Origin of the sequence: Streptomyces melanogenes, assembly GCF_014649795.1 — a bacterium.
Lineage (GTDB): Bacteria > Actinomycetota > Actinomycetes > Streptomycetales > Streptomycetaceae > Streptomyces > Streptomyces noboritoensis.
The window spans coordinates 1-11,830 of the sequence record NZ_BMTS01000020.1 but is presented as its reverse complement, the minus strand read 5'-3'; the positions used below and the strand labels follow the sequence as shown (position 1 = coordinate 11,830).

Annotated in this window: 12 protein-coding genes; 3 read left to right on the top strand and 9 right to left on the bottom strand. The window is 70.8% G+C overall.

Annotated features, from left to right (window positions below; translation table 11 throughout):
• Positions 1-262 precede the first annotated feature (262 nt).
• A complete protein-coding gene (locus IE252_RS32895; protein WP_190093105.1) occupies positions 263-559 on the bottom strand; it encodes a glutaredoxin family protein in 297 nt (98 codons plus the stop codon).
• A 149-nt stretch (positions 560-708) separates the two neighbouring features.
• Between IE252_RS32895 and IE252_RS32890 the strand changes: the two genes are divergently transcribed.
• From IE252_RS32890 to IE252_RS32880, 3 genes are all read left to right on the top strand, one after another.
• The gene (locus IE252_RS32890; RefSeq protein ID WP_190093104.1) at positions 709-1,677 is read left to right on the top strand and encodes an HAD family hydrolase; all 969 of its coding nucleotides are present in this window, start codon (positions 709-711) and stop codon (positions 1,675-1,677) included.
• A gap of 620 nt (positions 1,678-2,297) precedes the next feature.
• Complete coding sequence (locus IE252_RS32885) at positions 2,298-3,086, top strand: ECF subfamily RNA polymerase sigma factor, BldN family (RefSeq protein ID WP_101389463.1); 789 nt, start codon at positions 2,298-2,300, stop codon at positions 3,084-3,086.
• A gap of 277 nt (positions 3,087-3,363) precedes the next feature.
• Positions 3,364-4,545 carry a DUF5667 domain-containing protein gene (locus IE252_RS32880; RefSeq protein WP_190093103.1) on the top strand — a complete coding sequence of 394 codons (1,182 nt, stop codon included), beginning with the start codon at positions 3,364-3,366 and terminating at the stop codon, positions 4,543-4,545.
• 82 nt (positions 4,546-4,627) lie between these two features.
• On the opposite strand, the gene IE252_RS32875 is transcribed toward IE252_RS32880, so the two are convergent.
• The 8 genes from IE252_RS32875 to IE252_RS32840 all read right to left on the bottom strand — a co-directional run bounded on the left by IE252_RS32875 (position 4,628) and on the right by IE252_RS32840 (position 11,709).
• Complete coding sequence (locus tag IE252_RS32875; protein WP_190093102.1) at positions 4,628-5,719, bottom strand: lysophospholipid acyltransferase family protein; 1,092 nt, start codon at positions 5,717-5,719, stop codon at positions 4,628-4,630.
• Positions 5,720-5,733: 14 nt separating this feature from the next.
• On the bottom strand, positions 5,734-6,819 hold the full coding sequence (locus IE252_RS32870) for an NAD-dependent epimerase/dehydratase family protein (RefSeq protein ID WP_229848944.1): 1,086 nt from the start codon (positions 6,817-6,819) through the stop codon (positions 5,734-5,736).
• Positions 6,820-7,074: 255 nt separating this feature from the next.
• Positions 7,075-7,173, bottom strand: a complete 99-nt coding sequence (locus tag IE252_RS32865; RefSeq protein WP_003948845.1) for a 30S ribosomal protein bS22 — start codon at positions 7,171-7,173, stop codon at positions 7,075-7,077.
• Positions 7,174-7,282: 109 nt separating this feature from the next.
• Complete coding sequence (locus tag IE252_RS32860; protein WP_159047648.1) at positions 7,283-7,492, bottom strand: helix-turn-helix domain-containing protein; 210 nt, start codon at positions 7,490-7,492, stop codon at positions 7,283-7,285.
• Positions 7,493-7,620: 128 nt separating this feature from the next.
• Positions 7,621-8,436 carry a phosphatase gene (locus IE252_RS32855; protein WP_190093101.1) on the bottom strand — a complete coding sequence of 272 codons (816 nt, stop codon included), beginning with the start codon at positions 8,434-8,436 and terminating at the stop codon, positions 7,621-7,623.
• A 226-nt stretch (positions 8,437-8,662) separates the two neighbouring features.
• On the bottom strand, positions 8,663-9,826 hold the full coding sequence (locus IE252_RS32850; protein ID WP_190093100.1) for an acetoin utilization protein AcuC: 1,164 nt from the start codon (positions 9,824-9,826) through the stop codon (positions 8,663-8,665).
• Positions 9,795-11,021 (bottom strand): MFS transporter, encoded by a 1,227-nt coding sequence (locus IE252_RS32845; RefSeq protein ID WP_190093099.1) that lies wholly within the window; start codon positions 11,019-11,021, stop codon positions 9,795-9,797. Before IE252_RS32845 ends, IE252_RS32850 begins: the two co-directional genes overlap by 32 nt.
• A 43-nt stretch (positions 11,022-11,064) precedes the next feature.
• The gene (locus IE252_RS32840; RefSeq protein ID WP_190093098.1) at positions 11,065-11,709 is read right to left on the bottom strand and encodes an HAD family hydrolase; all 645 of its coding nucleotides are present in this window, start codon (positions 11,707-11,709) and stop codon (positions 11,065-11,067) included.
• Between the last annotated feature and the right edge of the window lie 121 nt (positions 11,710-11,830).

The window sequence follows — 11,830 nt, the reverse complement described above, 5'->3', positions numbered from 1 at the left end:
GATGGTGTCCGCTTTGTCCGAGCAAAGTGACCGGGCTCACGCGAACCGGCGCCGATTTCCGGGAACCGACAGCGAAGTCGGCCCGTTGAGAACCCGAAGGGGGCAAAACCGTACACACCTCTCCACGATGTCACCCCCGAACGCGACAAAACGACCTCGATGGTAACCACAACTACCGCTGATCACCCACTCGATCACGGGGTCGAGCAGAGGGTCGCGGTTGCACGGGCGCACATGGGTGGGCACAAGCGCCCCACCCGCCTCACGCGCCCAACGCGCTCCTGAGCCGCGCGGGGTCCACGCGCCAGAAGGTGTGCTGCGCGCCGTCGACGAGAACGACCGGAATCTGCTCCCAGTACTCGCGGTGCAGCGCCTCGTCCTGAGTGATGTCCTTCTCCTCCCACACCGCACCGGTCTCGGCGCACACGCGCTCGACGACGGCGCGGGCGTCGTCGCACAGGTGGCAGCCGGGCTTGCCGATGAGCGTGACGAGCGGGGCGGACCGGTCGGCCCGGTCGGGGCTCTGCGGGGACTTCCCCCGCCGAAAGAGAGGACTCATAAGCCCATTCTCCGCCTACGGAACGGGCGCCCATCCCATAAGCGGGATTTGCGGCACTCCACCCCGTTTAACAGTCCCGCCTCGGAGTGTTCACGCCATCGCATCCCGGCGTGTCGGGCGCGACCGAACAGACTGGCTATGCTCACGACATGGCCGTACTGGGATGGCTCACCCCTCGTAGGCGCTCGGCGACAGCCCGCAGCGTGCTGGCCGGCGAGGCCGCAGCCGAGGCAGCCCGCAAGTCCGAACAGGAACTGGCGGAACTGGCCGAAGCGGAAGCCAGAAGGAAGGCCGACGCGGATTCCGCTTCCGGCGCTCCCTCCGAGCCGGAGTTCCCGGTCGTCGGGGACGACCTGGCCGCAGCCTTCTTCGACCTCGACAACACGGTGATGCAGGGCGCGGCGATCTTCCACTTCGGGCGGGGCCTGTACAAGCGGAAGTTCTTCCAGCGCCGCGATCTGGCCCGGTTCGCCTGGCAGCAGGCGTGGTTCCGGCTGGCCGGGGTCGAGGACCCCGAGCACATGCAGGACGCGCGCGAGAGCGCCCTGTCCATCGTCAAGGGCCACCGCGTCTCCGAGCTGATGACCATCGGCGAGGAGATCTACGACGAGTACATGGCGGACCGCATCTGGCCCGGCACGCGCGCGCTGGCCCAGGCGCACCTGGACGCGGGTCAGAAGGTGTGGCTGGTGACGGCCGCGCCGGTGGAGACCGCCACGATCATCGCGCGCCGGCTCGGCCTGACGGGCGCGCTCGGCACGGTCGCGGAGTCCGTGGGCGGCGTGTACACCGGCCGCCTGGTGGGCGAGCCGCTGCACGGCCCCGCCAAGGCGGAGGCGGTACGCGCCCTGGCGGCGGCGGAGGGCCTGGACCTCACGCGCTGCGCGGCGTACAGCGACTCCCACAACGACATCCCCATGCTGTCCTTGGTCGGCCACCCCTACGCCATCAACCCCGACGCGAAGCTGCGCAAGCACGCGCGGGCGAGGGAGTGGCGCCTGCGGGACTATCGCACGGGCCGCAAGGCGGCGAAGGTCGGCATCCCGGCGGCGGCGGGCGTAGGCGCGCTCGCCGGCGGCACGGCGGCGGCGGTAGCGCTGCATCGCCGCAGGCGCTGAGGCGTTTCAGGATCACTTTCACCTGTGACCCGGTGGCGGGCTGGTCGCGCAGTTCCCCGCGCCCCTAAACCCGCTTGAGTCTGCGGACCGTGGCCGGTTGCGCGCGCAGTTCCCCGCGCCCCTACAGGGGCGCCCCGAAGGGGCGCTTTCTAGGGGCGCGGGGAACTGCGCGACCAGTTGGGGACGGCCCGCAGACGAACGAAGCGGGGTGCAGGGGCCGCAGGCCCCGCAAAAGGGGTCCGGGGGCGCAGCCCCTGGGAGACGCGCCTCACCCCCCCACCCACCCCCGGAGGGTTTAGGCGAAGGGGCGGGGTGGGGCCGATCCGGGACTGCTTACCCGCAGGGAACCCCCACCAGTCCCCCACCCCCCACTCGGCCACATCCCACCCCCCAACCGATCAACATCGATCACCACCCCGCCATCACCCGATCACACTCCGCAACCCAATCCGCCCCATAGACGTAACAGAAGCGACGGAATCGACGATTTGAGCAACTGGGTGTAGCGCTCCCTGCACGAAGCGTTATTCTCCTCAGACGCATACCGGAACCCACACATCGCCACGGCGGGTGAACGGTCCCGCACTGCACGTGATGGAAGCTCTGCCTCTGGGAGTCCCGTGTACCCACACGTCGGGGTTGACGCCTCGGGCCTGGCTACGCTGCGCGCAGCGGTCGTCGACCGTCTGCGCGGCTTCGTCCCCACCGCGTACGCCACCGCCCCCGCCTTCGCCACCGCCTCACCGCTCGGTGCCTGCTACGCGCTGGCAGACGGCGGCGCCGCGGTCGGAAGACGGAGCGGCGGCCGCAGCACGGGCACGTCCGCGACGCCGACCGCCCGCCGCCCCAGCGCGGACAGCGACAGCGCCCGCATGATGGACCTCGTCGAACGCGCCCAGGCGGGCGAGGCCGACGCCTTCGGACGGCTGTACGACCAGTACAGCGACACGGTGTACCGGTACATCTACTACCGCGTCGGCGGCAAGGCCACCGCCGAGGACCTCACCAGCGAGACCTTCCTGCGCGCCCTGCGCCGGATCTCCACCTTCACTTGGCAGGGCCGCGACTTCGGTGCCTGGCTGGTCACGATCGCGCGCAACCTGGTCGCGGACCACTTCAAGTCGAGCCGTTTCCGACTGGAAGTGACCACCGGCGAAATGCTCGACGCCAACGAAGTGGAGCGCTCGCCCGAGGACTCCGTCCTGGAGTCCCTCTCCAACGCCGCGCTCCTCGAAGCCGTACGGAAACTCAATCCGCAGCAGCAGGAGTGCGTCACCCTGCGCTTCCTCCAGGGCCTCTCGGTCGCCGAGACCGCCCGCGTCATGGGCAAGAACGAGGGCGCCATCAAGACCCTCCAGTACCGCGCCGTGCGCACCCTCGCCCGGCTCCTCCCCGAAGACGCCCGCTGAGCCGCTCCCCGTCCAACGGGGCAGCGGCCCCTTCGAAGCCCGTAGCGAGGCCCTCAACTCACCTTCGGTGAGCACTCAGTGGTGCCCTGGTCACACTGTGGTCCGATCATCCTTCGTCCGTAACCCAAGTGCCGCGTCCGTCGTTGTGCCGGATGCAGGCTCCCTGTGGTCACGCCATGTCCACGGCCGCTCACTCGATCGTGTGGATGTGCTCAAGGCGTGCAACCTTCCAGGCCCCTTGGGGAGTCGACCGTGATGACGAGAGGAGGTGCCGCCAGTGATCGCGAACGTATCGGCGCACCGGCGGGCGAACGCCTTCGCCCAGGCCCTGGAAGAAGCCTCGGCGGCCCAGCAGCCACCCGCCACCCAGGCCGCCACGGCCGAACAGGCGGCGGAAGCCGACCTGTTGACCCTGGCGACCGTCCTCGGCGAGCTGCCCAAACCCGAGCTGGACCCACAGGTGAAGGTGGAGCAGCGGGCGCTGCTCGTGGCCGCCATGGAGCAGATGTTCGCTTCGGGTGGCGCCGCCGACCCTCAGGTGCCCGAGCAGCGGACCGGCCGGGGCGCCCACCGGGCGACCCCGCTCCGGAAATTGCGCCCCCGCTCCCGCTGGTCGAAGGGCATCGCTGCGGGCGGCCTCAGCATCGGTGTGGCCGCGGGCGCGTTCAGCGGCGTAGCCGCTGCCAGCTCCGACGCCCTCCCCGGTGACTCGCTGTACGGGCTGAAGCGCGGCATGGAGGACCTCAAGCTCAACCTGGCGGACGACGACGCCGACCGCGGCCGGATCTACCTCGACCAGGCCTCCACCCGGCTCAGCGAGGCCCGCCGACTGATGGAGCGCGGCCGCTCCGGCGACCTCGACCACGAGCAGCTGAGCGAGGTCCGCCGCGCGCTCAGCGGCATGCAGCACGACGTGACGGAGGGCCACCGCCTCCTCCACGCCGCCTATGCCAAGGACGGCTCGCTCGGCCCCATCGCCGCCCTGTCGTCGTTCGCCTCGGCGCACCGCGACAGCTGGAGCAAGCTGCGCGACAAGCTCCCCGCCCAGCTCACCGACGTCGGCGACCAGGTCACCTCCGTCTTCGTCGCCATAGACCAAGAGGTCGAGCCGCTGCGTTCGATGCTCCCGCCGCCCAAGACGAAGACCCATGGGCGTACGGACAGCTCGCACCCGAGCGAGACGAGCCACACGGCCCGCCCCGCCCCGGCCTCCTCGGCCCCGGCGCACGGCACGGCAGGCGGCGGCGCCAAGCCGCAGCCCTCCACCCCGGGCACCAAGCCGAACGAGGGCCTGCTCGGCGGCAGCACCGGCGGCCTCCTCGACCCCCCGTCGAAGAGCACCCCGCCGACGTCCGGCACCACCCCGGCCAAGCCGCCGGTCCCGGACGTCACCCTGCCCCCGCTCCTCCCCGGTCTGCTCCCGGGCCTGGGCATCGAGGGCGAGGACGCACCGAAGTAACCGCCGCGTGCGTACGGGTGTGGGGCGCCGGTTCACCACCGGCGCCCCACACCCGTACCTCCGCCAGAAGAAGACGGAACCGTCAGAAGAAGACCGACCGCCGCTGCACCAGCAGCTTGTACAGCGTGTGCTGGATCTGCTCCCGCACCTGGTCCGTCAGGTTGAACATCAGCATCGGGTCCTCCGCCGCCTCCGGCGGATACCCGTCGGTCGGGATCGGCTCGCCGAACTGGATCGTCCACTTCGTCGGCAGCGGCACAAGACCGGCCGGCCCCAGCCACGGGAACGTGGGCGTGATCGGGAAGTACGGGAAGCCGAGCAGCCGGGCCAGCGTCTTGGAGTTGCCGATCATCGGGTAGATCTCCTCGGCCCCGACGATCGAGCACGGCACGATCGGCGTCCCGGCCCGCAGCGCGGTCGACACGAACCCGCCGCGCCCGAACCGCTGGAGCTTGTACCGCTCGCTGAACGGCTTCCCGATGCCCTTGAAGCCCTCCGGCATCACCCCGACGACCTCGCCCCGCTCCAGGAGCGCCTGGGCGTCCTCCGCGCAGGCCAGGGTGTGCCCGGCCTTGCGGGCCAGCTCGTTGACGACCGGCAGCATGAACACCAGGTCCGCCGCGAGCAGCCGCAGATGCCGCCCCGCCGGATGGTGGTCGTGGACGGCCACCTGCATCATCAGCCCGTCCAGTGGCAGCGTCCCGGAGTGGTTGGCGACGACCAGCGCCCCGCCCTCGGCCGGGATGTTCTCGACGCCCTTCACCTCCACCCGGAAGTACTTCTCGTAGAAGGGCCGGATCAGGGACATCAGGACCTGGTCGGTGAGCTCCTTGTCGTAGCCGAACTCGTCGACCTCGTAGTCCCCGGTGATCCGCCGCCGCAGGAACGCGAGCCCGCCCGCGACCCGCCGGTCCCAGCCGCCGCCGGGCCGCTCCCGCGCCTCCTCGGCCTGCCCGCCGTCCTGCTGCGGGCCGACGGCGTGAGCGGCCTCCTGCGGCCCCCGGCCGCCCTCCTGGCCCTGGGAGACGGCCTGCTGGCCCGGCAGGGCGCTCACCGGGGCGGGAGCCGCCTCCGGGGCCGCATCCCGCCGCCCGCCGGAGCGGCGGCGCCCCGGGCGCTGCGTGCCGCCGCGCGAGCGGTCGTCGTCGAACGGAATGACCTTGGCGTCCGCCATCGTGGTTGAGCTCCTCATTCCGCGCCGGGAGTGGACAAGGTGGAGGTGGCCGGAGCGGCGGCCTGGGCGAACGGCCGGAAGGGCAGCGCCGCCACCCCGTCCACGGCCCGCGCCAGGGCGTCCGGCGGCAGCAGCCCGGGACCCCGGCTGCGCGCGAAGTCGGCGAACGCCCCGGCCGTCGTGTACTTCGGCTCGAAGCCCAGCGTCTGGCGCATCTGCTCGGTGCTCACCACCCGGCCGTGGGTGAGCAGCCTGATCTGCTCGGGCGAGAAGTCGCTCACACCGACCGACCGCAGCGCCGAGCCCACCCAGCGGACCGCCGGGAGCAGCACCGGCACGGTAGGGCGGCCCAGGCGCCGCGAGCACTGCGAGAGCAGCAGCACGCCCTCCCCGGCCACGTTGAAGGTGCCGCTGTTGAGCGTCCCGCGCCTCGGCTCGTGCGCGGCGATCCGCAGCACGTCGATGACGTCGTCCTCGTGGACGAACTGGAGCCGCGGGTCGTAGCCGAACACGGTCGGCAGCACCGGCAGCGAGAAGTACTCGGCGAGCGGCGAGTCCGCGCCCGGCCCCAGGATGTTCGCGAACCGCAGCACGCACACCGCCACGTCGGGCCGGCGCCGGGCGAAGCCGCGCACGTACCCCTCGACCTCGACGGCGTCCTTGGCGAAGCCGCCGCTCGGCAGCGACTTCGGCGGGGTCGTCTCGGTGAAGACGGCCGGATCGCGCGGCGCCGACCCGTAGACGCTGGTGCTCGACTTCACCACCAGGCGCCGCACCGACGGCGACTTCTGGCACGCGCCGAGCAGCTGCATGGTGCCGATGACGTTCGTTTCCTTCACGGCCGTCCGCCCGCCGGCGCCCAGCGGCGTGCCGGTCACGTCCATGTGCACGACCGTGTCCACGGCGTGCTCGGCCAGCACGCGCGCGATGGCGGGCTGCCGTATGTCCGCCCGTACGAAATCGGCTCCGCCCAGATGGTGGCCGGGCGGCACGGCGTCCACGCCGATCACCCGGTCCACCTCCGGATCACGCTGGATGCGCCGTACGAGACGGCCTCCTAGCTGCCGGGCCACTCCGGTGACGAGCACGACCTTCCCCAAGATCAGCGCCTTCCTTTGGCCTGAGGTCCACCCTTGGCGCCACCGTAGCGGCTGGATGTTGCCCGGTGATGACCGCGTCGTCGCTCGTGGCCGGGAATTTCTCTGCCCAAAAGGCCGCCGGAAAGCACCCGGCACCGGCTTCCGGGACGCCGAAAGGGCATACGGGATATCGCGTGCGGGATATGCGGCCGGTAACGCACCGCAGCCCTCCCACCAGGACGGCGGAAGGGCTGCGAGTTCACGTACAGCTGTCGCTTACTTCTTGTTGCGACGCTGAACGCGGGTGCGCTTGAGCAGCTTGCGGTGCTTCTTCTTAGCCATCCGCTTGCGCCGCTTCTTGATAACAGAGCCCACGACTACCCTCGCTCACTTCTCTTCACTCGGTGCGGGGCGTCTGGGCCCACACGACCTACGAGGGGCTAGCCTACCCGCCCGAGCGGAGAGGTCGTAACCGAGGGCGCCGTCAGGCTGTCTCCACCCCCACGAAGGACTCTCGGAGGTACTCCTGAACCGCCTGTTCCGGGACCCTGAACGACCTGCCCACCCGGATCGCCGGCAGATGACCGCTGTGCACCAAGCGGTACACGGTCATCTTCGACACTCGCATCACCGAGGCGACTTCCGCCACGGTCAGGAACACGACCTCGTTCAGAGGCCTCTGATCAGCAGCCATGACCCACCTGTACCTTCCGCACCCGACGCGCACCGGCTTCCCCTCCGGTGACTCTTCGTCGCTGTGCGCTCACTCCCCAGACTAGGGGCGGGTGGTGCGAGTGGGGAAGAGGAGCTGCCAACGGCCGCCTACTGTGACAGACACGCTCGATTGAGTACATAGCGAGTAAGCGGCCTGTAGTAATCAGACCGCACAGCGTCATCAAGCGGAACGGCTACGGACACCCGCCCCTCGGCCTCTCCGACGAACAGCGCGGGATCGTCCGTATCGGCCAGGCCGACCGCCTCAATACCCAGCTGACCTGCTCCGCAGACCCATCCGTGATCTCCCACGACCAGGTCCGGCAGCCGCCCTCGAAGGGTCGCCACGGCCCCCAGGGCGACCCGAACCGGCAGCGGGGAATGGGTGTGTGCGCCGGTCTCACTGGCGGGACCCCGCGCGCCGGGTTCGCGCACCAGCGCGACTCCTCGTACGTAGTCAAGGTTGTACGTACGTACCCCGAACCGGGTCGTTATGTCGACACATCGCCCCTGCGCGGGGGTGAGGACATCACATCCGGCCGCCGACAAAGCGTCCGCGAGGGCGGCGTAGAAGGCGAGCAGCCGGTGCGGATGCCCGGTTCCGAAGAGTACGGCGCCGCGCCGCGCGGCCACGTCGTGGATCCTGGCGGCCAGCGCGTCGAGCCCCGCGAGCGTCCGCTCCGGGTCGATGACGTCCGGCCCCGACACGTGCGCCGGATCCGGACTCACCCCGCACTTGTCCGCCATCAGCCGCAGCAAGTCCCGCTCGCCCCACCCCCATTCGGGGTCGAGCCCGAGCGTGACCCGCGGATCCCGGGCCGCGAACAGCCGATAGCTGCGCAGACTCTCCTCCCGCGAGGTGGCCACAGGCCCGGCCAGCCGCGCAGCCAACAGATGCGCCCGCAGCGCCCCGGTGCTCAACACGAAACGATGCTCTCGCAGTCGGGGCGCCGGGGGGCGGAATCGGGCCGTAGACCGCACAGTTGGCGTAACGGGCCGGTGGCGGGCTGGTCGCGCAGTTCCCCGCGCCCCTAGGGGGTACGGGCGATGGCGAAGCCGAGCATTTAGGGGCGCGGGGAACTGCGCGAGCAACCGGCCACGGCCCGCAGACGAAAGAAGCGGGGTGCAGGGGCGGGGTGGGGAATCCCCCCTACGCCAACAACCCCCGCAACGGATAAACCGCCCGCCGAGTAGCCAAAACCGCCTGATCCAGCCGATCCGCGGGGTCGTAACCCGACTCCCAGTCACGCCACAACACCGCACGCCCGTCAGTCATCCGCCCCGGCCCCAACTGCCGCGTACGAGCAAACACTTCATCCCGCCACGAAGAAGGAATCACGGACGCCGGATCGACGGGCGCATGCCCCACCACCCCCACCAGATGCGTCCACGACCGCGGCACCACATCCACCACCGCATACCCACCGCCCCCCAGGGCCACCCACTTCCCACCCACCACATGCTCGTGCGCCAGCGCATGGCACGCCTCCTGCACGGCCCGCTGGGCGTCCAGCGAGACCGCCAGATGCGCCAGCGGATCCTCGAAGTGCGTGTCCGCACCGTGCTGCGTCACCAGCACCTGGGGGCGGAACTCGGCCAGCAGCTCCGGCACCACGGAGTGGAAGGCCCGCAGCCACCCCTCGTCCCCGGTCCCGGCCGGCAGCGCCACGTTCACGGCCGTACCGTCCGCGTCCGTCTCCTCCGGCCACCCCGTCCCGGGGAACAGCAGCCGGGGATGCTCGTGGAGCGAGATCGTCAGCACCCTCGGGTCGTCCCAGAACGCCGTCTGCACCCCGTCCCCGTGGTGCACGTCCACGTCCACGTACGCGACCCGCTCCGCCCCCAGCTCCAGGAGGCGGGCGATCGCGAGCGCCGCGTCGTTGTAGATGCAGAACCCCGCCGCCCCGCCCGGCATCGCGTGGTGCAGCCCGCCCGCGAAGTTCACCGCGTGCGCCGCGTCCCCCCGCCACACCGCCTCGGCGGCCCCCACGGACTGCCCGGCGATCAGCGCGGACGCCTCGTGCATCCCGGCGAACGCGGGGTCGTCCACGGTCCCCAGGCCGTACGCCTGGTCCGCGGCCCCCGGATCCGCCGAGGCGGCCCGTACGGCCGCCACATAGTCCTCGCGGTGGACGAGCCGCAGCGTCGAGTCCCCCGCCGCCGGCGCGGCCACCACGTCGAGAGCCTTGTCCAGCCCGTACGCCCGCACCAACCCCATGGTCAGCGAGAGCCGTACCGGATCCATCGGATGGCTCGGTCCGAAGTCGTACGCCGTGACGGCGTCATCCCACATCAACAGTGCGCGGCCGCTCATGCCCGCCACCGTATCGGGCGCCCTCCGCGCCGAACGACCGGGCGTACACCAGCGTCAGCAGGACCAGCACCATCGGGATGAGCATGGCGCCGCGATAGCTCCACGCGCCGCCGATCCCGCCGACCAGCGGCGACCCGAAGAGGTAGCCCACGTAGTTGAAGACGTTGAGCCGCGCGATCGCCGCGTCCGAGGCGTGCGGGAACAGCCGCCCCGCCGCCGCGTACGTCTGCGGCACGATCACGCACAGCCCGAACCCCAGCATGGTGAACCCGAGCATCCCCACCCACGGCCCCGGCGCCACCGCCACGACCGCGAATCCGGCGCTCGCGAGCACGGCCCCGGCCCGCACCACGGCCACGGCCCCGAACCGCCGCACACCGTGGTCCCCGGCCGCCCGCCCCAGCAGGGTGGTGACCATGTAGACGTTGTACGGGACGGTCGACAGCTGCTCGGAGCTGCCGAGCACGTCCTGGAGGTACTTGGCGCTCCAGTTGGAGACGGTCGAGTCGCCGATGTAGGCGAAGGCCATCACCAGACAGAGCGGCAGCAGCAGCCGGAAGGCGACGGGCTTGCCGCCCGCGGAGTCGCTCTCGGAGCTTTCAAGGCTTTCGGAGGCGGCCTCGGGGGCGGCCGCCTCCCCGTCCACGTACCACCGGCTTCCGGCCAGACACAGCGGCAGCAGCACGAGGACGACCGGCAGATACGAGACGAGCAGCGACAGGTCCCAGTGCGCCCCCACCCACGCGAGCGAGGCGCCCACGATCCCGCCGAGGCTGAACGCGGCGTGGAAGCCCAGGATGATGCTGCGCCCGTACGCCCGCTGAAGGCTGATTCCCAGCATGTTCATGCACGCGTCGAGCCCGCCGACGGCCAGCCCGAACGCCGCGAGCGAGACGGCCGCCTGCCACATCCGGTCCCCGGCCGCGACGCCGAGCAGCGCGAGCAGTACCAGCGGCTGCACCCACCGCAGCGCCACACTGGGCGCCACCCGCTTCACCAGATGCTCGGTGGTGACGCTCCCGACCCCGGCCAGGATCGGCACACCCGCGAGGAACGCCGGCAACAGGCCGTCGGATATCCCGTACTGGTCCTGGATCGCGGGGATACGGGTCACCAGGAGGGCGAAGGCGATGCCCTGCGCGCAGAAGCTGAGCGCGAGGGACGCCCGGCCCCGCCGCAGGCGTGCGTCTGTCATGGCCGCAGAGCTTAGGGCCGCAAGCTACCCCTGGGTAGACAGGTCACCCGAGCAATTCGCGCAGCTGTGCCATGTCGGAGAAGAGGGCCGTGGCGCCCTGGAGCCGCTCCTCGGGCGTCATGGCGGTGAACCCGTAGACGTCCATCCCGGCGGCCAGCGCGGCCTGCACCCCGAGCGGGCTGTCCTCGACGACCGCGCACCGCTCCGGCGCGACACCCATGCGCTCAGCGGCGTACAGGAACAGGTCCGGCGCCGGCTTCCCGCGCCCGACGTCCTGCGAGGAGAACACCCACTCCTCCTCGAACCACTCGTCGAGCCCGGTCGTACGGTGCCCGACCCGGATCCGCTCATGGCTCCCGGAGGAAGCGACGCAGTACGGCACCCCGTCCGCCACCAGCTTCGCCAGTACGTCGGCGGCCCCGGCCACCGGCTGGAGCTCGCGCTCGAAGGCGGCGAAGACCCGGGCGTGGAAGGCGTCGTCGAAGTCGGCGGGCAGCACCTGCCCGGTCCGCTCCTGGATCAGGTCGTGGATGCGGTGCATGGCGGAGCCCATGTAGTCGCGAATGGAGTCCTCGTACGAGGTGGGGAAGCCCAGCTCGGTGAGGTACGCGGCGAGGATGGCGTTCGAGATCGGCTCGCTGTCGACGAGCACGCCGTCGTTGTCGAAGATGATGAGGTCATAGCGCATGGCTCGACCCTAAACGCCGGTAAACGCAGAAAAGCCCCGTACCGGTTTCCCGGTACGGGGCTTTTCTCAAAATTTGTTCGGCGGTGTCCTACTCTCCCACAGGGTCCCCCCTGCAGTACCA

What these genes read in the sequence shown, in the direction of transcription:
- IE252_RS32875 (WP_190093102.1), bottom strand. Translation starts at nt 5,719, where the DNA reads ATGGCGGACGCCAAGGTCATTCCGTTCGACGACGACCGCTCGCGCGGC.
- IE252_RS32890 (WP_190093104.1), top strand. Translation starts at nt 709, where the DNA reads ATGGCCGTACTGGGATGGCTCACCCCTCGTAGGCGCTCGGCGACAGCC.
- IE252_RS32845 (WP_190093099.1), bottom strand. Translation starts at nt 11,021, where the DNA reads ATGACAGACGCACGCCTGCGGCGGGGCCGGGCGTCCCTCGCGCTCAGC.
- IE252_RS32840 (WP_190093098.1), bottom strand. Translation starts at nt 11,709, where the DNA reads ATGCGCTATGACCTCATCATCTTCGACAACGACGGCGTGCTCGTCGAC.
- IE252_RS32895 (WP_190093105.1), bottom strand. Translation starts at nt 559, where the DNA reads ATGAGTCCTCTCTTTCGGCGGGGGAAGTCCCCGCAGAGCCCCGACCGG.
- IE252_RS32860 (WP_159047648.1), bottom strand. Translation starts at nt 7,492, where the DNA reads ATGGCTGCTGATCAGAGGCCTCTGAACGAGGTCGTGTTCCTGACCGTG.
- IE252_RS32850 (WP_190093100.1), bottom strand. Translation starts at nt 9,826, where the DNA reads ATGAGCGGCCGCGCACTGTTGATGTGGGATGACGCCGTCACGGCGTAC.